Source organism: Pararhizobium sp., from assembly GCF_035497515.1.
Classification (GTDB): domain Bacteria; phylum Pseudomonadota; class Alphaproteobacteria; order Rhizobiales; family Rhizobiaceae; genus Pararhizobium.
The window spans coordinates 1-21,326 of the sequence record NZ_DATJDJ010000175.1 but is presented as its reverse complement, the minus strand read 5'-3'; the positions used below and the strand labels follow the sequence as shown (position 1 = coordinate 21,326).

Here is a 21,326-nt window from a genome sequence, read left to right as displayed (position 1 = left end):
GATCTCGCTCAATACCACACCCGAGATTGCGGTAGTGCGAGGATTTAGGCTGATGGCGTTGTCGCGAAGGATCTTGTTCCGAAGAACTTGTCCAACTCGCTGACAATGATTAGCGAAGAGGAGGCAAGCAGCATGAAGGCCCATTCAAGCAGAGAGATCGGCGCCAGTTCCAGGGTATCGCGCAGCCAAGGAATATACATCGCTGTTATGTGCACGGCTTGCGCAACGATCACACTGACGACGAGAGCGGGGTTGCCCAACAAGGACATCCTGAAAATCGACTGCCGCTCCGAACGACAGGCGAGCGTCTGAACATTTTCGAACATGACGAATAGCAGCAAAAGCAGGTTGCGGGCCTGTGAAACCTCATACCCCTGTGCCAGGAGCCAATAGAACAGGACGAAGCCGCCGACACCGATGACCAGCATCGACTGGATGATGCGACGGATCATCAGTCGGTCGAAGATCGGCTCCTTCGGCCGTCTCGGCGGGCGGGAAAGCTCGTCGCCCTCAGGTTTTTCGCCGGCCAGCGCGACGTCCTGGATGCCGTTCGTCACCAGATTGAGCCAGAGGAGCTGCACGGGAAGCAACGGCATCGGAAGGTCTAGCGGGATTGCCAGCAGGAACAACAGCATTTCGGCTGCCCCCGTTGCTGCCAGCATCAGGATAACCTTGCGGATGTTCGAGTAGGCTGTACGGCCTTCCCGGATGCCGCTGACGATCGATGCGAAATTGTCGTCGGTGACGACGATGTCGGCGCTCTCCTTGGCCACTTCCGTACCCTTGCGCCCCATAGCTATGCCGACATGCGCGTGTTTGAGCGCCGGGGCGTCGTTCACCCCGTCTCCGGTGACGGCCACGAAATGGCCGTTGCGGGCCATGGAGAGGACAATGGCAAGCTTTTGGGCGGGGGCAACACGGGCATAGATGCGTGCCCGTCGCGTCAGTTCATCCAGCTGGTTCTCGCCAGCCGTTTCCGCCTGCCGCACGGCATCACCAGTTGTTATCTGGTCGGACACGAACTCGAGGCCTGCCTGTCGTGCGATTGCTTCGGCCGTCCGCGGATCATCGCCCGTCAGCATCGCGACCTCGACTCCTGCGGTACGGGCGTCCTTGATCGCGCGGGGGACTTCAGGCCGCACCGGGTCCTGCATGCCGGCGAAGCCCAGAAACACAAGGTCGACAAGATGGTGATGACCGAAATTTTTCTCGCCGTCGCTGCGTATTCGACCCTCTGCGAAGGCAAGCACCCTAAGCCCCCGCGCGGCCATCTCTTCTTTCTGGGCCAGAAGGGCATCACGTTTGATCGCCACCGCCTCACCACCGACATCCATTCGATCGACCATGTCAATCAGCGTCTCTGCCGCTCCCTTGACGAAAATACCCACTCGTTCTCCCCTCTGGTGGAAAGAGGCCGCGTATTTGAGATCGGGCTCGTAGGGAATGCGGGCGAGGAGAGGGTATTCCCGGTGGATTCTGTCGTGGGTCAATCCTGCTTTATGGGCTGCAGCCAAAAGGGCGACGTCGACCGTGTCTCCGACACCTGCCCAGCCACTCTGGTCGTTGACCAACGAACCTTCGTTCGGCAAGGACGCTGCGCGCAGCAGGCGTTCTGCCTTGGAGCGCGCTTCTTCAGGAGCCATGTCGGAGCCTCGGATCTCACAATCATCGAGATTGGCATGTGCGTCGAGACGCAAATAGGTGCCATCAGGGAGTCGGATATCGGTGACGGTCAATTCGTTCAGCGTCAGCGTTCCAGTCTTGTCGGTGGCGATCATGGTGCACGAACCCAGAGATTCGACCGCCGGCATCCGTCGCACGATCACATTATCCTTCGCCATGCGGCGCATGCTAATCGCCAGCGCAATCGAGATTGCAGCGACGCCACGCCCACCGTCCAGGCAATGACGTTGGAGAAGTGCGAAAGACGGATCATAAGAGGTGGTTGGAAGATGGATGCCTTGCCGATCTCCGCGGCAATGCTGCCGATTTCGGTTGCAAGCCCGGTGGCGGTGACCATGCCGGTTGCGCGTCCTCGGATGATCAGCGCTCCGGCAAAGGCCATGCTCGCTTTGCGATCGACGGAAGGATGGTCTGGATCCGTGGCAGACTTGCGAACGGGAAGGGACTCCCCGGTCAGCAAAGATTCGTCGCAGAGGAGGTCAGTGGTTTTGATCAGCATCAGGTCGGCCGGAACCCGCCCGCCGGCGTCTAGCAAGACAACGTCGTCCGGTACGAGGAGACGAGATTCAATCTCGCGGGTTTGACCGTCTCGGACCACGGTCGCGCGGGCTTGCTCAAGCTTGCGAAGAGCTGTCGCCGCGCGCCGCGCGGAATACTCCTGAACACTGCCAATGACGCCGTTCACGAGCAGCACGATGCCAATGAAGACTGCATCTTCCGGTTCGCTGACGACCAGGGACACCGCAGCCGCGATGAGCAGGATATAGATAAGCGGGCTGCGGAACTGGTGCAGAAAGATGGATAGGATCGACGGCGGCTGTGGTTGCGGCAGAACATTCGGCCCAAATCGCTGCAGGCGCTCCGTGGCCTCCTCCGTGGTCAGGCCGCGCTCGACCGCAGAACCGGTTACGGGATCTATGGAGGCAAGGTCGGCCATCTGTCTCTTCGTTACGCTTTGCAGCAGGGACGAGAGCACGAAACGCCGTCATCGCTAAACTAGATTGGGATGAATGCTCTAGCGAAGTTGGAGCGAATGTGCGCAGGACTGGCAGAACGGCGTGTGAGGAACGACGTCGAACCGTTCATCGCTAATGGGATTGCCGCACTCGACACATATTCCGAAGACGCCTTGCTTCATCCGACCAAGGGCGGCTTCTATGGCCGCAAGCTCCTTTTGCCCGGTCTCTCCAAGTTCCTCCAGGACCTCCTCGTTATTGCGTTCGACGGCACGGTCATCGTCGTCCCGGTTGCGAGGCTGTTCGAAGTCATGCTCGATCCTTTCAAGACGAGTCTGCAGTTGCTGCCGTCGTTGGACAAGGATCGGCCTGTACTTCTCGTCGCGATGCTTCAGATCCTTGGATGAAGATCTCGTCATGTTGGCCCCTCGATCATTGATGTTTGGATCGAAGCTTCTTCTCCTCAGGAGCCGCGGGCATTGATTATGATCAAGGGAGGAGCGGGAACCCGTTGGGTCGAAGCAGCCCGAGCGAAAGTTCGGGCTGCCATGCGTGACGTCTCGCTGCTCACCCAAAGGTTTCTGCGTTTCTCCATTTCCAGTCACGAATTTCAGGCATGTCTTCTCCATATTCTCGGACATAGCGGGTGTGTTCGGCTAGCCTGTCCTTGAGCATGTCGATCACGCCGGCGGCCTTTTCCTTCAGCCCCGGCACCCGTTCGATCGCCTCGATAGCAAGATGGAAGCGGTCGAGTTCGTTCAGCACCGTCATGTCGAAGGGCGTGGTCGTCGTGCCTTCCTCGATGAAGCCGCGCACATGGATGTTCTGGTGGTTGGTGCGTTTGTAGGTCAGCCGGTGGATGAGATAGGGATAACCGTGATAGGCGAAGATCACGGGGCGGTCGGCGGTGAACAGCCGGTCGAATGCCTCTTCGGATAGGCCATGCGGATGCTGGTCCTGAGACTGTAGCGCTAGCAGATCGACGACGTTGACGACGCGGATGCTGAGTTCCGGTATCGCTTCGCGCAGCAGGGAAACTGCCGCAAGCGTCTCCAGCGTCGGCACGTCTCCGGCGCAGGCCATTACCACGTCGGGCTCGACGGCACCGTCCTCGTTGCTTGCCCAGTCCCAGATGCCCACGCCGGCCTCGCAATGCCGGATCGCTTCGTCCACGGTTAGCCATTGCGGTTCCGGCTGCTTGCCCGCAACGATGACGTTGACGCGGTCCCAGGTCTTCAGGCAGTGGTCGCCGATCCACAAAAGCGTATTGGCATCCGGCGGCAGATAGATGCGCACGATATCCGTCTTCTTGTTGGCAACGAAATCGAGGAAGCCCGGGTCCTGGTGGGAAAAGCCGTTATGGTCCTGCCGCCAGACATGCGATGTGAGCAGGTAGTTGAGCGAGGAGACGGGCTTGCGCCACGGCAGTTCGCGCGACACTTTCAGCCACTTGGCATGCTGGTTGAACATCGAATCGATGATGTGGATGAAGGCCTCGTAGCACGAGAAGAGGCCGTGCCTGCCCGTCAGAAGATAGCCTTCCAGCCAGCCCTGGCAAAGATGCTCGGAAAGCACCTCCATCACCCGGCCGTCGCGCGACAGATGCACGTCGTAGGGCTCGATCTTCTCCATCCAGACGCGGTCGGTTACCTCGAAGACGTTGCCAAGCCGGTTTGACTCGGTCTCGTCTGGGCCGAAGATCCTGAAGTTTGAATTGATGTCGTTGAGCTTCAGCACGTCGCGCAGATATCTGCCGAGGATCTCCGTCGTCTGCACCATGTCGGCACCGCGCGTCTTCACGGGTACCGCATAGTCCCGGATGTCGGGAACGATCAGTTCCTTGCGCAAAAGGCCGCCATTGGCATGAGGGTTGGCACCCATGCGGCGCTCGCCACCGGGCGAAAGCGCCCGCAGTTCCTCCTTCAGCCGGCCATTGGCGTCGAACAGGTCGTCCGGATCGTAGCTCCGCATCCAGTCCTCGAGGATCTTGCGGTGGCCGTCGTCCTCGCGGCAACCGGAGACCGGCACCTGATGGGCGCGCCAGAAACCTTCGACTCGTCTGCCGTCCACTTCCTTCGGTCCGGTCCAGCCCTTCGGGCTGCGGAGCACGATCATCGGCCAGCGCGGGCAGCCTTCAGGAGCGGTGCCGTCGCGGGCTTCGGCCTGGATCGTCCGGATGCGGTCGAAGGCGGCGTCGAATGTGGCGGCCATCTGCCGGTGCATGTCGGCCGGCTCGTGGCCTTCGACGAAGAACGGCTCATAGCCGTAACCCCGGAACAGATGGTCGATATCCTCGTCCGCCATACGCCCGAGCAGCGTCGGGTTGGCGATCTTGTAGCCGTTGACATGCAGGATCGGCAGCACCGCGCCGTCGCGGGCGGGGTTCAGGAACTTGTTCGACTGCCAGCTGGCCGCAAGTGGTCCGGTTTCGGCCTCGCCATCGCCGACGACGCAGGCGACGATCAGGTCCGGATTGTCAAAGGCCGCGCCATAGGCATGCACCAGTGCATAACCGAGTTCGCCGCCCTCATGGACGGAGCCGGGCGTTTCCGGGGCCACGTGGCTTGGAATGCCGCCGGGGAAGGAAAACTGCCGGAACAGTTTGCGCATGCCGTCGGCATTTTCGCCGATCTCCGGATAGATCTCGCTATAGGCGCCTTCGAGATAGGTGCTGGCAACCATGCCCGGCCCACCATGGCCGGGCCCGCAGATGTAGATCATGCTGAGATCGCGGTTGCGGATGATCCGGTTTAGATGCGCGTAGATGAAGTTGAGGCCGGGCGTCGTGCCCCAGTGGCCGAGCAGCCGCGGCTTGATATGCTCCGGCTTTAGCGGCTCCCTCAGCAGAGGATTGTCGAGAAGATAGATCTGCCCGACGGAGAGGTAGTTCGCCGCCCGCCAGTAGCGGTCGATGAGCGCCAGTTCCGCGGAGCTGATCTCCGGCATGACGGGCGAGGTTCTATTTGACTGCATCTTCTTGCTCCTTCGAGAGGGCGAGTTGATCGGAAACATCTATCGTGAACTGGAGGGGGTGTCTCCGACGCTGGTCACGAAGCGGCGGGGTGATCCTTCGCATGAAGGACGGACAAGCATTCTTCCGCGATCATCTGTTCTTCATCCGTGGGGATGACATGGACGGCGATGCGGCTTGCCGCGGTGCTGATCGTCAGTGCGCTGTTTTCATTGGCGGTCGCGTCCAACTCTACGCCCAGCCACAGAAGTTGTTCCGTGACACTTTTGCGGATCTGCGGTTGGTTCTCTCCAATGCCGGCGGTGAACACCAGGGCATCGAGCCCGCCAAGCGTGGATGCGAGCCTCCCGACCTCGCCGGCGATCCTGAGCGTGAAGAGGTCGATCGCCTCGCGGGCTTGGCTGCCGCCGTTCTCGATGAGTTCGCGCGTATCGCCGCTAAGGCCGGAAACACCCAGAAGACCGGACTTGTGGTAGAGCATGTCCTCCACGTCCTTGATCGACTTGCCGAGCGGCCCTAGAAAATGCAGCAGCACGCCGGGGTCGAGCCAGCCGGGCCGCGTTGCCATGGGAATGCCGTCCAGCGTCGAAAATCCCATGCTGGAATCGCGGCTGAAACCGTTTTCGATGGCGCAGAGACTGGCGCCGCTGCCGAGATGGGCGATGATGACCTTGCCGTCCGCAATGCCGGGCGCCTTGGCGACGAGCGCACCGGCCACGTACCGGTAGGACAGTCCGTGGAAGCCGTACCGTTTGATGCCCTCGTCATGATAGGCGCGCGGAATGGCGAGACGCCGCACGAGATCGGACTGCGTCGCATGGAAGGTCGTATCGAAGGAGCCGGTCTGGAACAGCTTAGGGCGCAGGTGCCGGACGGCCTTGATCATCCGCAGTGCCTGGGGCTGATGGAGCGGCGCCAGGTCCGTCAACGAGCGGACCTCGGCGAGCGTCTCGGTCGTCAGTTCCACCGGACCGTCGAAGACGTCGCCGCCATGAACGATGCGGTGTCCGGCGGAGGTGACTGCGTCGAGGTCGAAATGCGTGCCCAGTTCCCGGAACACTTCGTCCATCAGCCCGGCGAGATCGTCACCGGCCTCGCCCTTGAGCGGCAGCTCGAATTGCTCCGGGCCTTCCTTCAGATGCAGGGTCAGCGGATGGGTGCCGAAGTCGACGACTGCCTTGCCGATCCGCTCCGGCCTGCCGCCGTCCACCTTGAATATGCCGATCTTCGCCGTGGACGAGCCGGCATTGAACGTCAGGAGAAGGTTGTCCGTCATAGAGGCATCCTTGCTTCAAGTCCTTTCGCTGCCGTCAGCCGGGCAAGGGCGGCAGAAGCCGTCCGAACCTTGGCGGGATCAGCCCGGCTTGTCAGTATGATAGGAACTCGAGCGCCGAGAACCAATCCGGCGGCGTCTGCACCGGCGAAATAGATGAGCTGCTTGGCGAGCATGTTACCGGCCTCGAGATCGGGAACCAGCAGGATATCCGCCCGGCCGGCGACCGGGGAGGCGATGCATTTCGCCTGCGCCGCCTCGATGCTGATCGCATTGTCGAAGGCGAGCGGCCCGTCGACGAGCGCACCTTTGATCTGCCCGCGCGCCGCCATCACCGTCAGCGCGGCCGCGTCCAGCGTCGACGGCATCTTGCTGTTGACCGTCTCGACAGCGGCGAGCACTGCCACGAGCGGCATCTCGATCCCGAGAAGATGCATGAGATCGACGGCGTTCTGGCAGATATCGCGTTTTTGCTCGAGATCCGGCTGGATGTTGATCGCCGCATCGGTAACGATCAGCAGCTTGTCGTAGGCCGGGATGTCCATGACGTAGACATGGCTCATGCGCCGCCCGGTCTTCAGCCTCGACGATGGCGCGATCACGGCAGACAAAAGCTCGTCGCTGTGCAGGCTACCTTTCATCAGGGCCGCGACCTTGCCCGTGGAAGCAAGTTCGACGCTGCGGTCTGCCGCCGCGTGGCTGTGCTCGACAGGCTCGATGTCTATGCCGGCGAGTGAAAGTTCGGCGGCCTCCCCGATCGCCCTGATCTTATGTTCCGGCCCCACCAGGAGCGGATCGAGAAGACCCTGTTGCTTGAGCTCCACTGCGGAACGCAGGGTCTCCGTCGAGCACGGATGGACCACCGCCGTGCGCATGGGCGGCAGCGAAATCGCCTCGCGGATAATGGTCTCGTAACGGCCGTGATGTCTGAGCATGGTATCCACCGGGATCGACCTGTTCCTTTCGCCTCAGCGCATGAGAGCGCACCTGCGGTGACCTTGTTGCCTGGAATGGAGTCGCTTGCCTTGACACAGCTCAATGTGCCGACGCGGCGATCCGTCAACTGTCGAGCCGGTTCGGTTCAACGCTTGAGGTGCAGCAAATGATGACTGAAGATCAGAGCGGGACGACCGTCTTCCTTTCCGACCCGGCCTCCTACGGGATGGCGGGTCCGGTCGAGATGATGGAGACCCACATTTCCATGATCTTCCTGGTCGGCGACCAGGTCTACAAGCTGAAGAAGGCGCTGAAACTACCCTATGTCGATTTCTCGACCGCCGCGATCCGGATGGATGCCTGCCGCAAGGAGGTCGCGCTGAACAGCGAGACCGCACCTGGCCTCTATATCGGCGTGCGGCGCATCACCCGCGCCGAAGCGGGCACCCTGGAATTCGACGACGATGGCCCGCTGATTGATGCCGTCGTTGAGATGAGCCGGTTCGAGCAGAGCCAGCTTTTCGACCGCATGGCGGTTGCCGGTCGGCTGACGCCGGAAATTATGACCCGGACCGCTCGGATGATCGCTTTGTATCATCGCCGGGCGCCGGTGGTTTCCAAGGGAGGCGGCGCGGCCAATATCGAATCCGTCCTCGACATCAACGATGCCGGGTTTGCGACCAGCCATGTTTTCAGCGCAGCGGAGTTGGCGAAGCTCAGCGAGGCCTTCCGGTTGCGGCTCGGTCGCCATAGCGGACTTCTCGACCGGCGGGCGGTGGCGGGCAAGGTCCGCCGCTGCCACGCGATCTCCACCTGCGCAATATCTGCCTGCTGGGCGGCAAGCCGTGCCTGTTCGATTGCATCGAGTTCAATCTCGACATCGCCACCGTCGATGTCCTCTACGACCTCGCCTTCCTGCTGATGTATCTCTGGCACCGCGGTTTCCCGGGCCTCGCGAACTTGGTGATGAACCGGTACCTGGATGAAACCGACGACGAGGACGGGTTCTGCCTGCTGCCGTTCCTGATGGCGATCAGGGCGGCGGTCCGCGCCCATGTGACGGCGACGCAGGCCGAAGAGCCCGGCCAGGATGCCGCCAGGCTGGCGCAGGAGGCGAGGTCCTATTTCGATCTCGCCCATGAGCTTTTGGGGGACACGCCCTCGCGCCTGGTAGCGATCGGCGGGCTCAGCGGTTCCGGCAAGACGACGGTCGCGGATCGCCTGGCCGCCAAGGTGGGCGCGCCTCCCGGGGCGAGGGTCGTCGAAAGCGACCGGATCCGCAAAGCGCTGCATGGCGTGTCCGCCGAGACGACGCTTCCTGTCGCTATGACGAACTGTGCGCTCATTACCGCATGACGCCGACGCGCAACAACAAGGGCGTCGCACATGAGAACGGCTCGATCGAGTGCTCCCACGGACATCTCAAGAACGCGATCCGCGATGCTCTGCTGATGCGCGGAACCAGGGATTTTGGCGATCTCGTTTCTTATCGCGCCTTCATCGATGAGATAATCAGCCGCCGTAATGCCGCCCATGGCAAGCGCATCGACGCCGAGCGTACGCATCTGCAGCCTCTTCCCGATCATCGCACCAGCGACTTCGAAGAAATTATCGTTGCCGTATCGAGCACCGGCGGCTTCGTTTTGCGCAAGGTCTTGTACACCGTACCTTCCCGTTTGATCGGCCACCGGCTCCGGGTACGTCTGTTCGATGATCGTCTCGACGTCCTCATCGGCGGCACGCATCTACTGACTTTGCCCCTAGGCCGTGTCCGTCATGGCGCTGAGAAGCGCGATATCTCCGTTTGGGGCCGACTACCCGGCCGCAGCCGCCTGGCTAACTGAGCGCCAAAGGGAAATGGAAGAGGTTGTGGACGTTCGACGAAGCGCAGACGAGCGCTGCAGGAAAGGTGGTGTGTCGTTCGATGTCGACCATATCTATGATGATCGCTTCATCATCGAAAGCAACATCGGCATGCGTGCGATGTCCGCCGATGTCGTCGTCGCTGGAGAAGGTATCCGTTCTGATGCCGAACTTCGCAAAGCTGCAATCGCGGCGACAGCATTCAATTCCGGTACGCCACTGCTCTTGATACCGAAGGCAGGCCGTACCGCCCTGAAGCCGAAAAATGTCCTTCTTGCCTGGAGTTCCCGCCCGCAAGCGGCCAGAGCGGCAAAGGCAGCTATCGCGATGCTTAAAGGGGCCGATACTGTCCGCCTCGTTGTCGTCGATCCCGATTCCTCTTACTTCGAGAACGGTGGAGAGCCGGGTGCCGACATGGCGGCCTTCCGGTCCCGTCATGGCGCAAAGTCTTGGTTGAGCAGATCGCGAGCGGCCAGAAGCCGACGGAGGACGTGATCCGTCAGCATGCGCTCGAACTCGCCTGCGACATGATCGTCATGGGCGCCTATGGTCATTCGCCTCTGCGCGAGCGTGTTTTCGGGGGCGTGACAGCGTCGATTCTCGAGACGTGCGATGTACCGGTCTTCATGGTGCGATGAGAGGAGGCATGTCCCGACGATTATACTGCATCAGGTCATTCGTACCAAACTCTTGGCTTTCCTCGTTATCGTTCAGGCATCTGTCAGCATGGCGACCTATTCCCACACGCAGTTCCAGCAACAAGGAAGCAACATGAACGTCCGTCGCAATATCCTCACCACATTCGCTCTCATCGTCCTCGCATCGTCCGCATCTGCCGCGGCCACCGTCAAGGTGGTGGAAGGCGGCGAAGGGGGCGGACCAATGACACTGACGCTCGACCAGTCGACGATAGAGGCAGGAGAAACGACGTTTCTCGTCCACAACGATGCCATGACGGAAGAGCATGAGATGGTCCTCATCAAGCTGAAGTCCGCTGATCAGAAAATCGAGGTGGTCGCCGCCAAACACCGGGTCGACGAAAAGCAGTTGAAGAGCCTCGGCGAGGTCTCCGAGCTGAAGCCCGGCGCTGATGGCCAAATGAAGGCGAAGCTTGTGCCTGGTGCCTATCTATTGCTCTGCAACATCAAGGGGCACTACGAGGCTGGCATGCATGCCATGCTGACGGTCACAAAGTAACGAGGCCGATCTTACGACGGCCACGACGCAGTGGCCGTCGCCCATGGCGTTTGACAGAAGGTAGAATCCCTTGGCAACGACCACTCCCTCTTCGTTTTCCCTCCCGCAGCGGGTGCTGCATTGGCTGACGGCAGCGCTCGTCTTCTTCAATCTGCTGTTTCCCGATGGTATGAATGCGTGGGACCGCAGTATCAAGCAAACCGGTGCAGCGACCGCTGACCAGGTTGCAAGCGCCAACATTCATGCTTATGCCGGTATCGCGATCCTGGTTCTTGTCGCGCTTCGTCTTCTCCTTCGGCTCGTCCACGGCGTTCCAGAAGCCCCGCCGCAGGAGCCGGCGCTCCTGAGGCTCGCAGCGAAGATTGCCGAGGGAACCCTCTACCTTCTTCTACTCGCGATGCCAGTTACGGGTATGGTGGCCTACTATCTCGGATATGAGGGAGCCGGTGACCTCCACGCCGATGTCCTTAAGGCTATTCTTTGGGTTGTGGTCGCGGCCCATGTCCTCGGTGCGCTCGTCCATCAGTTCTACTGGAAGACGAACGTGCTCCGGCGGATGACGGTTGGTTGACCTTTGGTCTGTGCACGGCTGGCGATTGGCGGAACGCTACCAGATCATCGCAGTAGCGGCGTAGGCGGCATACGCCGCGACAGCAACGACTGTGACGGCCGCGAGAGGTATGTTGTAAGACAGAGGCCCGACCGCTGCCGCGATTCCCGCGCGGCACAGGGCGTTCGCCGCCGCGCGATCAGGATCGCTCTTCCGATTACGTCAAGCGGCAACACGTCCCTCGGCGTTTGCAGTGCGCTCAGTACCGCGACATCCACATCGACCGTACCGGTCAAGGCGACCGTTGCCAAAAAGCCGACGCTGCCGAATTGCGAGACCATGACAGCATTCGCCACGGCCGCGGCCGCGAAAATCGCGGCGAAGATCAGGAGTGGGCCGATCTCGAACGGATTGCTCGCCGGCACTTGCGTGAGGGGCTTGTCCTGCGGCCAGCAGAACATGGCGACCCACATCCGGCGAACGGGATCGCGGCCATGGAAGCCGCCGGCCCGACGGGGACGATCGCACTAGGGTCGATCACAAGGATCAGCGCCATCACGCGCAAGTTGGATACGGCTGCGCCGAGTGCTGCTGCGCCGGCCAGAGGAAGCCAACCAGCGGCCAGCCGGGCGGTTCGCGCCAGAACAATGGTGACGGCGGTCGACGACACCAATGAGCCGGCGATCGCGCTCACGATGAGGCCCTTTCTTGCCCCGAGCATCCTGACGACAATGTAGCCGAGGAACGAGAGGCTTGCGGTCAGGACGGTGAAGAACCACACCTTCCAGGGATTGAGGCCGCCCCACGGATCCACGCCTCGTTTGGCAAGATCGGCAGGATCACGGCCGTCATGACGGCCAGCATCAGGGCGGAGCGGAGCTCCACCTAGGTCAGGCGCTTCAGGACGCTGTGCAGCACTTCCCGGGTTGCAAGCGTGGCCGCAAGGGCCGCCCCTTCCGCAGCGGCGGCCTGCGCATCGCCTGACACAGCCAGGCCGCCGAGCGCGAAAACGCCGAGACCAGCCACTACGGTGGTAACGCTATAGTCCGAATCCGACCGCGCCTCACGCAATTTGAACACGGCCAATGTAGCGGCGAAGCCGAGGAATGCGATCGGGAACACCATGGGATAGTGCAGGGCATCGGCGATCGCTGACAGCACCCCGCCGAGAAGACCCGAAATCCCGAACGTGCGGATGCCGGCCGTTCTGCTGCCAGCGAGCGCCTGACGCTCCCGCCATCCGCGTTCGAGCCCGACCAAAAGGCCGATCGACAGGGCAATCCCAAATCTGGCTATGAGCGTATCCATCGCGGCTTTCATCAGGGCTGATCCAATCGCCCATCGGCCTGCGATGGGCGATTGGGGGTAGGGAACCGACTGTAGACGACGTGCTGTTCTCGGACTTGATCTTGCGCAAGGTGCGCATTGTCATTTGTAGCTTATGCAAAGGAACTTCGGCCCACATCCTGTAAAGTGCCAGAACGCTTTTTGATGACTCCAGATGCGTTCATCCGGCCTCCTGCCAACGGAGACGACAAAGTGTCCCAAGTGAGGCGAGGCGTGTGGCAGCGGCATTCCAGTATGATCCTGGTCGTGGTCGCATTGGGTGGACTTCTGATCGGGCTCGTCCTGTTATGGCGTGATCCTCATTACTCAAGTCTTGTCTGGACGGTCGCAACGCTGGCGGTCCTTGCCAGCCTGCTCGTTCAGGTGATGGCGTCAACGACGCTCCGGCGCTTGCCGCCGCCGATATCGGCGTTGCCATGGGCGCACGAGGTGCGGCTTCATCGTCGGAAGCCGCCGGGGTCGTACTTCTCGTCGATGAACTCGGCCCCCTCGCCAAAGCCGTCGCAATCGCGCGACGCAGCCGTCGAATGCGCTTCAGAGCGTATCGGCTGGACTGGCGCTTTCGATCGGGGCGATGGTCGCGGCTGCGTTCGGATATCTGCAGCCCGTCGAAGGCGCGATCCTCCAGGAGGTGATCGACGTTGCCGTGATCCTCAATGCGCTCAGAGCGCTTCGGTGAAAGCATATGCGTCTTCGGGATGGACGCCAGCACTTGGTTGGCTCTTGAAGGGGCCTACGACGTATCGCCCTTGGCTTCACGCCCGCTCAACGTTTCAATTTCAAGAGCGAAGAAGACATGAGGCGAAACCGCGACGGTGGGTTGCGGCCGCGGCTTGAGCGCACCCGGCTCCCACCAGTCGAGGTCATCCGAAAGGAGCGACCAGGCCTTCAGGCGCTCGTTGTGCAGTTCCTCCGTGTCGGAAAGCTCGTGAAACACGGCATCCACCACCACGCTCTTCCATCGATGTTTGTCTTCGAAAACCTCGATCAGCACGCAGGCACGAGGATTGGCACGCAGAATATCGAGCTTCTTTCCCGGCATCGAGAACGCATAAAGCCGGGATCCCGAATGCGCGTAGTGTATCGGCACGACGTACGGCACGTCGTTTTTCGCGCATGCCAGTCGAGCCATGTGGTGCTCGGCAACCATCGTGACACATTCGTTATGCGTCATTTCCCGGATCATCATCCCAAGTTCCTCCTTTATTGTACCCGCCGCGAACGATTTTCGGAGCCATCACGCGGTGCCGAGGTCCGTGGGACATCTTTCCGACGTGGAAGCGCCAAACGGCTGCCTTGGTATTGCGGCCCGTCTACGCGACGTATTTACAATTGCGCGGACGCAAATCACCGCTACTCTCCACCATCTGGGCAGTCACTCATTGACGCAGCGCAAAGGAAAGCTAACTGGCGCTGATCTGGATGGTAAAGCAATGGGTGATATACGACTGGCGGAAATTTAAAGTCCGTCCGTCCGTCCGTTAGATGTCTTATCAATAGATCTTTTCACGCGTCCGGAAAGTCGGGTGCGGTGTTCACATCTGTCGCGTTTCGACGAGCGGGCCCGGTGAGGAGCGCCGGCAGGGCTTTCGCACCCTTCAGAGCTCGAGAGAATCCCGAATCCTGCGAATGATCACGCGTCGCGCTTTATCGTCTGCGGCGCTACGCAACCGCATCTGGAGATCTAGGATCAGGCCCTGAAAATCGTTGTTCCAGTCGCGGTGGCCTGGCTGGAGCGGATCGAGCCGCGGCAAGGGAAGTGACTTGGAAATATTGACGGGGCCATCGGGATCGAGACCGAAGGCAGGGTCGATGCCCGGAATGATGACACGCTCGTCGTCGATCAATTTGGCAGCCTGCATTTTCATGGCAGCCAGAGCTTCCTCCTCACCATGTACCAGGAACAGGGCCTTTCGCAGCGGTTGTCGTGCGTTCAGCCACGCCACTAGTTCCGGCCCATCGGCATGGCCGCTATAGACGTCAATTGCGCGTATGCGCGCTCTAACGGCGATCTCCTCGCCTTGAATTTTGACTGTCGAAGCACCGTCCTGCAGAATCCGACCCAGCGTCCCGGCTGCTTGGAAGCCGACCAGAAGCACGGTCTCTTCTTCGCGCCAAAGCCAGTTCTTCAGCCTGTGACGGATACGGCCAGCTTCGCACATGCCACTGGCGGCGATTACAATATGAAAACCCTTGATGAAATCGACAGCCTTGGACTGCTCGGCGCTTTCGGTGAAACGGACATATTTCGAATGGATGGCTCGGGTGAGCAGTTGGCCATTCTCCAAGTCGTCCGAATGCAACTCGAAAATCGCCGTCGCGCGGGTTGCGAGAGGGGAATCAATGATAATTGGGCACCCCGGGATCGCATTTTGCTCCATGAGAAAGACGAGGTCAGCCAAGAGTTCTTGGGTCGTCTCGACGGCGAAGGAGGGTATGATGAGCGCGCCATCCGTATGGCGGGCCGCAGTGTTGACCTCGTCGCGCAAAATGCGCAGACGCATCTCGTCTGTCGTGTCGATCCGCTCCCGGTCGCCATAGGTACTTTCACAGACTACGTAGTCCCAGCCCACCGGTGCTATCGGGCCGGCCTGCAGCAGCTTGTAATCCGGCCCTATGTCTCCCGAGAAGAGAATGCGGAGGGGGCTGTCCCCGCCGATCTCCATTTCGACTGACGCCGATCCGAGGAGATGGGCATCGCGGTAGCGTCGGGAGCACGCGAGACGTCCGAGACAGTCTATTGCGAAATGGCGCGCCACGCGGCGTTTTGGTCTTCCCCAGGTCAGCTGGGTTATTGCCGATGCGGTTGGCGATGTCGCATTCAATCGTCAGCGGATAGAGGGAATTGCCAACGAGCGCTTGCAGGTCCTCGAGAGAGGGCGGTCGGCATCATCGTCACGCTGAAGCAAAAGCGCGACGAGCCTCGCGCCGATGTGCGCGAGAACGGCGAGGGCATGCCGGAGATCCGCTACTGGAATGGTCCTATGCGCGGTCGCAGGTGATCGAAATACCTTGAGCGGGACACCGGGAAGGTCTCACCGTCAGGCAAAACGGTCGACGCAGACGTCGGTCCGATTCGGGATCAGTGCTTCGCGGAGCCCGGTCGGCACATCGTTAGGCACAGCGCCTTTATTTGAGATAAGTTGCGCACAGAGCGAATGGCGCGTCAGCTTGATGCGGACCTTCTCCTGCTGCTGACCGACGTTGACGCGGTGTATGCCGACTGGGGCCTGGCCTCGGCCCGGCCGCTCGCAAATGTTCAGGCTTGCGATTTTGTACCCGGAGACTTTCCCGCAGGTTCGATGCGACCCAAGGTCGAGGCAGCTGTGGAGTTTGTCCGCGCCTCTGGCAAGCCTGCGGCGATCGGAAAGCTGGAGGAGGCGGTGAAGATCGTTGGAGGATTACGCGGAACTTGGATCGAGCCCGCCGTTTGACCCGCGTCAATGTGCCTTTCTTCAAACCTCCTATCGTCTTTGCACACATAAGACGGAGAACAGCCCAATGAGCTATAAATCCATTCTCGTGAATCTGGATATCGATGGGCCCATCGCTCCGGTGATGAAGGCAGCGAGCGAGCTGGCACAGCGCTGGAATACCAAATTGATCGGGTTCTGCGCGGCTGACGTGTACTTGCCAATTACCGGGCCGGAAGGAGCAACGCTCGCTGGGGAAGTCTGGCAACAGATGCGCGATGACGACGAGCGCCGTTTCAAGGAACTGCGCAAGGAATTCGAGGCGCTGGTTGCCGGCGCCGTCTCGACCGAATGGCGAGATGCCCAAGAACGACCGACTTACGCTCTCGTGCAGGCCTCGCGAAACGCAGACCTCGTCGTCATGCATGCTTCAGATGGCGCGGCGACCAAGGACACGGCGCGAAGGTCCGATCCAGGAAGCGTCGTGCTGCAAACAGGCCGCCCGCTTGTGGTTGTCGGGACCGACACAGCGCACCGAGTGGGCAGGAAGATCGTCGTTGCCTGGAAGGACACGAAGGAAGCGAGGCGGGCGGTGTTTGATGCGGTGCCACTACTTCAAGCCGCTGATGACGTCGTTGTCGCGACCGTGGCTTCGACCATTGACCAATGGGCCCGTGAGAGCATTGTCGACGTGGTCGCATTTTTAGCGCGCCACGGCGTAGCTGCGCGAAGCGAAACGATCGAAAGCTATAGGGAAAGCGACGGCTTGATCGAACTCATCGACAGGCATGATGCCGACCTTGTCGTTTCGGGTGCTTATGGACACAGCCGCCTCCGGGAATGGGCTTTCGGTGGCATGACCCGGTCGCTGCTCGATGAGATCCGGCTCCACCGTTTCATGTCGAGTTAAGGAGCATTTCGCGGGTCGAGTGATGCGCCTCCGGGCGGGCGGGAGATAATCGAATGCACCCGGAATCGTCCTTGCCGCAACCCATAAATACCGGATCGACCTATTGGGCGATGCCCGCCGAGGAGCTTCTCGCCGGTCTGAACGCTGGCAAGGACGGACTCTCCTCTGGCGAGGCAAAGACGCGCTCGCTCACCTCGGGATCCAATAGGATCAGCGCAGCGAATGAAACGTCGGCGATGGCGGCCTTCGCCCGTCAATTCCGCAGCCCTCTTATCCTGATCCTCATCTTCGCTGCCATCGTGTCGAGTGTGGTTGGCGAGGGCAGTGAGGCGGTCATCATCGGCATCATCGTGCTGGCGAGCTGCGTCCTTTCCTTCACGCAGGAATATGGCGCCTCGCGGGCAATGCAGGCTCTAACCGCCCGCATCGCGCCCAAGGTGATGGTGCTGCGTGATGGGTAGGAAACGCTGCTTGCCGTCGCGGAGATCGTGCCGGGCGATATCATCCGGCTTTCGGCGGGAAACCTCATTCCCGCCGACGGCGTCATTCTGGAGACCCGTGACTTCAACGTCAGTGAAGCTGCGCTGACCGGCGAGACCTTTCCGGTGGTGAAATCTGCCGGTGTCTCGGCGTCGGACGCCCAGATTGGCCAGCGGATGAACGCCGTCTTCACCGGCACCTCGGTGCGCAGCGGCACCGCGACCATGGTTGTCGTCAAAACTGGCGGCGAGACCGAGTTCGCCTCCATTGCCTCGACCATCGCCCATGTCGCGCCGGAAACGGATTTCGCGCGCGGCATCCGGCGTTTCGGCTATCTCATGACGGAGATCATGCTGGTCATCGTTAGCCAGTTCCGGCGGTATCTTGGATAGTGAGCCCTTCTGCACCGCACCGTCTCTCGGTTCATGGGGTGGCGGCATCATTGCGTATGGAGGGCCATCGCGCGTGACTAACGCCAACTACCTGCCGTGCCATCGTCATCAATGGCGGTTTTGCCAGGTGGCGAAGGCGAAAGCCGCTCATCGCGATCGTTGGTCAATGCGCGTCAGGATTATTTCGCCATTCCCGCCGCGCTGGAAGATACGCTGTACCGAACCACCCCCTTTTGATCATGATCAATGCCAGTGGCTCCCGACGAGAAGTAAATTCGAGCTTCAACCAACTGAGTTCGAGGGGCCACCATGACGAGATCTTCCTCCAAGCATCTGCAGCAGCGCGAAGCCAAGTACAGGCAGATCCTCGTCCACCGACAGCAACAGCTGCAAACGCGGCTGGAAAAGATTGAAGTTGATTTTCAACAGCCCCGAAACCGGGACGGCGATGATCGTGCCGTAGAACGCAACAACGACGAGGTACTGGAGGAACTGGGAGAGACCGGGCAAAAGGAGCTTTTTGCCATAGAAGCCGCCCTTGATCGGATGGAAGAGGGCGCCTTCGGTTTATGCGTCAAGTGTGGCAGTGCGATAAGTGATGAACGGCTTGATGTCGTCCCACACACGCCGTTTTGTCAGTCCTGCGCACGTTCGCTCCAACCTCGCTAGAGCATTCATCGCCTCGTCATTGGCAATTCCGGTGTATGTGGGTAGAACCTCTGGTGGCTAGGCTGAAAGTAGCTCAAGGATAGAATTCCCTGTTGACGGTTCGATCAATCAAGATTCGAATCGGAATTCAGTCGGGACCGATGAAAAAATCTGGAAGCGCGCAATATCTTACGGGATGGTGGGCTTAGCGGCGTGCCGGTTACGGTGATGACAACCAGGTTAGTGGTTACCCACCTCGGCTGGCAACAATAGAGATAGCCTCCAACACGTCCAGCATCTGCTGCAGATAACTCGCGACTGTAACGGCGCGGCTCGAACGTGCACTAGCGCCGGATCATGGTTGTAGAAGCATGAGTGAGTGGCGTGTCTTTCGCGCCCGAAACGACGCTGAATTATTTCAAGAACCGGATGAGGTGGGATCACTGCATGAATGACCCTTATGAGACACTCGGGGTAGCTCGTACCGCGACCGACAAGGAAATCAGGGACGCGTTTAAAAAACTGGCACGTAAGTTCCACCCTGATCTGCATCCGGACGACAAGTTCGCTGAGGAGAGGTTCAAGGCGGTCTCGGCGGCAAACGACCTGCTCAAGGACAAGGAGAAGCGTCGGCGGTTCGATGCAGGCGAGATAGATGCCAGTGGAGCGGAAAAGCCCCAGCAGCGCTACTACCGCGATTTCGCCAATGGATCACACCGCGGCTCCCACGCAGCGCAGGATGGCTTTGCCAGCAATGATGATCTGGAGGATTTTCTCGCGCGCGCTTTTGGCGGGGGCGCGCAGCGGGCACAGGGCACATTCCGGGCACGAGGGCAGGATGTGAGTTATGTACTGCCGGTTAGCTTCATGAACGCAGTCGATGGCGCCGTTCGCACCATCACACTGCCCGAAGGAAAGACGCTGAGTGTGTCGATCCCGGAGGGCGCAGCCGACCGGCAGATGTTGCGGCTGAAAGGCCAAGGCATGCCCGGCTTTGGCGGCGGGCCGGCAGGTGACGCCTTCGTTGAATTGCATATCGAACCGCACCCGTTCTTCCATCGCAAGGATAACAATATCCATGTGGAGGTACCCGTCACGCTAAAAGAAGCGACTCTTGGCGCCCGGATCACCGTGCCGACAATCAATGGCCCGGTCTCGATGAAGATTCCAAAAGGCGCAAACACCGGCCAGACCCTGCGACTGCGCGACAAGGGAGTTCTCGACCACAAATCCGGTGATCGCGGGCATCAATTCATCACCCTGAAAGTCGTCCTGCCTGCCGGCGAGGAGCCCGAGTTGGCAGCATTTCTGGAGAGTTGGCAGCCGAAGAACGTGGATGAGCCCCGCAAGGAGATGCTGAAATGATGCGCGTTGATGAAATTGTCGAGCAAATAGGTGATCTTCAGCGAAACGATCTCGACGCGTGGATCCGGGAGGCATTGATCTCGCCCCAGGAAGATGGCGGAGATTTGGTGTTTTCAGAGATGGAATGCGCACGTATCCGTTTGATCTGCACCCTGCGCTATGATCTGGGGGTCGAGGCAGATACGCTACCGATCATAGTCTCCTTGCTAGATCAGCTACACCAGGCCCGCCAGCGATTGTTCAAACTATCAGCTGCCGTGGCCATACAGGACAAATTGGTCCAGACTGCAATTCTTAAAGCTGTCGAACGCCAAACTAAGACCGATGAAGAGGAATAGGTTTGGATTTGTTCCATAAATATGCTTATGCGATTTCCATTAAGATATTGAAATAGCTTATTAAGTGCCGCTCTCTATCGTTCGGATTTTGTGGCAATTTGCCTCTGTCGCCACCGGTCTCGAGAGATTGATGATCCGTTTCCTCACACGATGGCTCGCACATCGCCGGGCAATACGGCGGCGATGGCAGGCTGATGCCAGGCTTCTCGCAATTTCGGATCCAGCCGGACCCTATTACGAACCACAGCGCCGTGCGTTCCATAGCCGGTCCACTGCTGATCTCGAAGAGGTCTGGCACTGGTCGAAAGTCGCCAGCGAGATAGCCCGGATAGAGCCACGCGCTGAGATGGACTTCGCTGTTCTCAAAGGCTTGTCCGATCAGGAGGAAGCCGGCCGTCGCTGACTGGTGGGCTGGCCAGACAGATGCTCGGCAACAAATGCTGAGCTGGCTTCCGTGAACGATCTGTGCCGGACACCTCAATTCCCGCCGAAGCAAACCAATCCCGCTCTTTATGGATGGCGTCCTGGACCCATGTCCGGATCTCCGTCGATCAACCCACTATCGGGGTCGGCTAGCCAGCTGCCGCCGCTTGTCTTCGACTGCGCGGTGATCGCGACCGTCCCTGGTCCTTTTAGGAGCCATCGAGCGGGATTGGCCCGCTCCGGACGGAGGTTTCTCACATGGCACAGGATCTTGCACTCGCCCAAAGCCACGCATTTTCGCTTTCCCGCATCCTCATGGTTCCCATCACCCTGTTCAAATCCGGTGACGAATTCGGCGTCCTTCCGTCCGACGAACTCGATGACGAAGACGATCTGGAGATCGTGCATGAATACTTCCCCCGCGGGTCTCATTGAGACCAGCATGTCCCTGCCGCTGGCGACCTGTCGGCCGCAAGGGAAGCTTCGCCGCAGCAATGTGCTGCAACTTTTGTCAGTTGCGTGCTGCGCCCTTGCCCCCTTCGCTCTTCGCGGCGGGTGGAAGGTGACCCGCAAGTTGCGGG

Annotated in this window: 20 protein-coding genes and 5 pseudogenes; 14 read left to right on the top strand and 11 right to left on the bottom strand. The window is 60.2% G+C overall.

Annotated elements, in window-relative coordinates; all coding sequences use genetic code 11:
* Positions 1-44: 44 nt before the first annotated feature.
* The 5 genes and pseudogenes from VL202_RS18280 to VL202_RS18260 form a co-directional block, all read right to left on the bottom strand.
* Positions 45-2,620 (bottom strand): annotated as a pseudogene (locus tag VL202_RS18280) (cation-translocating P-type ATPase).
* Positions 2,621-2,698: 78 nt separating this feature from the next.
* The gene (locus VL202_RS18275; RefSeq protein ID WP_325465563.1) at positions 2,699-3,058 is read right to left on the bottom strand and encodes a TraR/DksA family transcriptional regulator; all 360 of its coding nucleotides are present in this window, start codon (positions 3,056-3,058) and stop codon (positions 2,699-2,701) included.
* A gap of 148 nt (positions 3,059-3,206) precedes the next feature.
* Complete coding sequence (locus tag VL202_RS18270) at positions 3,207-5,612, bottom strand: phosphoketolase family protein (protein ID WP_325465505.1); 2,406 nt, start codon at positions 5,610-5,612, stop codon at positions 3,207-3,209.
* A gap of 74 nt (positions 5,613-5,686) precedes the next feature.
* A complete protein-coding gene (locus tag VL202_RS18265; RefSeq protein ID WP_325465504.1) occupies positions 5,687-6,886 on the bottom strand; it encodes an acetate/propionate family kinase in 1,200 nt (399 codons plus the stop codon).
* Positions 6,883-7,818, bottom strand: coding sequence for a bifunctional enoyl-CoA hydratase/phosphate acetyltransferase (locus VL202_RS18260; protein ID WP_414692891.1), 936 nt, complete (start codon positions 7,816-7,818; stop codon positions 6,883-6,885). Before VL202_RS18260 ends, VL202_RS18265 begins: the two co-directional genes overlap by 4 nt.
* Positions 7,819-7,985: 167 nt before the next feature.
* Between VL202_RS18260 and VL202_RS18255 the strand changes: the two are divergent.
* Positions 7,986-9,145 (top strand): annotated as a pseudogene (locus tag VL202_RS18255) (AAA family ATPase); the annotation flags it as partial.
* Positions 9,088-9,588, top strand: a pseudogene (locus tag VL202_RS18250) (IS21 family transposase); the annotation flags it as partial. The pseudogenes VL202_RS18255 and VL202_RS18250, both read left to right, overlap by 58 nt.
* 67 nt (positions 9,589-9,655) lie before the next feature.
* On the opposite strand, the gene VL202_RS18245 reads toward VL202_RS18250, so the two are convergent.
* Positions 9,656-10,120 (bottom strand): hypothetical protein, encoded by a 465-nt coding sequence (locus VL202_RS18245; RefSeq protein ID WP_325465503.1) that lies wholly within the window; start codon positions 10,118-10,120, stop codon positions 9,656-9,658.
* Positions 10,121-10,131: 11 nt separating this feature from the next.
* Between VL202_RS18245 and VL202_RS18240 the strand changes: the two genes are divergently transcribed.
* The 3 genes from VL202_RS18240 to VL202_RS18230 all read left to right on the top strand — a co-directional run bounded on the left by VL202_RS18240 (position 10,132) and on the right by VL202_RS18230 (position 11,450).
* Complete coding sequence (locus VL202_RS18240) at positions 10,132-10,320, top strand: universal stress protein (RefSeq protein ID WP_325465502.1); 189 nt, start codon at positions 10,132-10,134, stop codon at positions 10,318-10,320.
* 133 nt (positions 10,321-10,453) lie between these two features.
* On the top strand, positions 10,454-10,879 hold the full coding sequence (locus VL202_RS18235; RefSeq protein ID WP_325465501.1) for a plastocyanin/azurin family copper-binding protein: 426 nt from the start codon (positions 10,454-10,456) through the stop codon (positions 10,877-10,879).
* Positions 10,880-10,949: 70 nt separating this feature from the next.
* Positions 10,950-11,450: a cytochrome b gene (locus VL202_RS18230; protein WP_325465500.1), complete on the top strand. Its 501-nt coding sequence runs from the start codon at positions 10,950-10,952 to the stop codon at positions 11,448-11,450.
* Positions 11,451-11,494: 44 nt separating this feature from the next.
* Here the strand turns inward: VL202_RS18230 and VL202_RS18225 are convergent, their stop codons facing one another.
* The 3 genes from VL202_RS18225 to VL202_RS18215 all read right to left on the bottom strand — a co-directional run bounded on the left by VL202_RS18225 (position 11,495) and on the right by VL202_RS18215 (position 12,749).
* Positions 11,495-11,890, bottom strand: a complete 396-nt coding sequence (locus tag VL202_RS18225) for a DUF4010 domain-containing protein (protein WP_325465499.1) — start codon at positions 11,888-11,890, stop codon at positions 11,495-11,497.
* A complete protein-coding gene (locus VL202_RS18220; RefSeq protein ID WP_325465562.1) occupies positions 11,815-12,150 on the bottom strand; it encodes a DUF4010 domain-containing protein in 336 nt (111 codons plus the stop codon). Before VL202_RS18220 ends, VL202_RS18225 begins: the two co-directional genes overlap by 76 nt.
* 164 nt (positions 12,151-12,314) lie before the next feature.
* The gene (locus VL202_RS18215; RefSeq protein WP_325465498.1) at positions 12,315-12,749 is read right to left on the bottom strand and encodes an MgtC/SapB family protein; all 435 of its coding nucleotides are present in this window, start codon (positions 12,747-12,749) and stop codon (positions 12,315-12,317) included.
* A gap of 389 nt (positions 12,750-13,138) precedes the next feature.
* On the opposite strand from VL202_RS18215, the pseudogene VL202_RS18210 reads away from it, so the two are divergent.
* A pseudogene (locus VL202_RS18210) lies at positions 13,139-13,455 on the top strand (heavy metal translocating P-type ATPase); the annotation flags it as partial.
* 54 nt (positions 13,456-13,509) lie between these two features.
* Here the strand turns inward: VL202_RS18210 and VL202_RS18205 are convergent.
* Both VL202_RS18205 and VL202_RS18200 read right to left on the bottom strand, forming a co-directional pair.
* Positions 13,510-13,965, bottom strand: a complete 456-nt coding sequence (locus tag VL202_RS18205) for a pyridoxamine 5'-phosphate oxidase family protein (protein ID WP_325465497.1) — start codon at positions 13,963-13,965, stop codon at positions 13,510-13,512.
* Between the two features lie 409 nt (positions 13,966-14,374).
* A pseudogene (locus VL202_RS18200) lies at positions 14,375-15,487 on the bottom strand (MBL fold metallo-hydrolase); the annotation flags it as partial.
* A gap of 447 nt (positions 15,488-15,934) precedes the next feature.
* Here VL202_RS18200 and VL202_RS18195 point away from each other — a divergent pair.
* From VL202_RS18195 to VL202_RS18160, 8 genes are all read left to right on the top strand, one after another.
* Positions 15,935-16,210: a hypothetical protein gene (locus VL202_RS18195; protein WP_325465496.1), complete on the top strand. Its 276-nt coding sequence runs from the start codon at positions 15,935-15,937 to the stop codon at positions 16,208-16,210.
* 67 nt (positions 16,211-16,277) lie between these two features.
* Positions 16,278-17,099, top strand: coding sequence for a universal stress protein (locus tag VL202_RS18190; RefSeq protein ID WP_325465495.1), 822 nt, complete (start codon positions 16,278-16,280; stop codon positions 17,097-17,099).
* A 71-nt stretch (positions 17,100-17,170) separates the two neighbouring features.
* A complete protein-coding gene (locus tag VL202_RS18185; RefSeq protein ID WP_325465494.1) occupies positions 17,171-17,560 on the top strand; it encodes a cation-transporting P-type ATPase in 390 nt (129 codons plus the stop codon).
* A gap of 6 nt (positions 17,561-17,566) precedes the next feature.
* Positions 17,567-17,971 carry a hypothetical protein gene (locus VL202_RS18180; RefSeq protein WP_325465561.1) on the top strand — a complete coding sequence of 135 codons (405 nt, stop codon included), beginning with the start codon at positions 17,567-17,569 and terminating at the stop codon, positions 17,969-17,971.
* Positions 17,972-18,280: 309 nt separating this feature from the next.
* Positions 18,281-18,640 (top strand): TraR/DksA family transcriptional regulator, encoded by a 360-nt coding sequence (locus VL202_RS18175; protein ID WP_325465493.1) that lies wholly within the window; start codon positions 18,281-18,283, stop codon positions 18,638-18,640.
* A gap of 426 nt (positions 18,641-19,066) precedes the next feature.
* Positions 19,067-19,984, top strand: a complete 918-nt coding sequence (locus VL202_RS18170; protein ID WP_325465492.1) for a DnaJ C-terminal domain-containing protein — start codon at positions 19,067-19,069, stop codon at positions 19,982-19,984.
* The gene (locus VL202_RS18165; protein ID WP_325465491.1) at positions 19,981-20,322 is read left to right on the top strand and encodes a MerR family transcriptional regulator; all 342 of its coding nucleotides are present in this window, start codon (positions 19,981-19,983) and stop codon (positions 20,320-20,322) included. The genes VL202_RS18170 and VL202_RS18165 overlap by 4 nt, the downstream gene beginning before the upstream one ends.
* A gap of 681 nt (positions 20,323-21,003) precedes the next feature.
* Positions 21,004-21,180 (top strand): hypothetical protein, encoded by a 177-nt coding sequence (locus VL202_RS18160; protein WP_325465490.1) that lies wholly within the window; start codon positions 21,004-21,006, stop codon positions 21,178-21,180.
* The last annotated feature ends 146 nt before the right edge of the window (positions 21,181-21,326 follow it).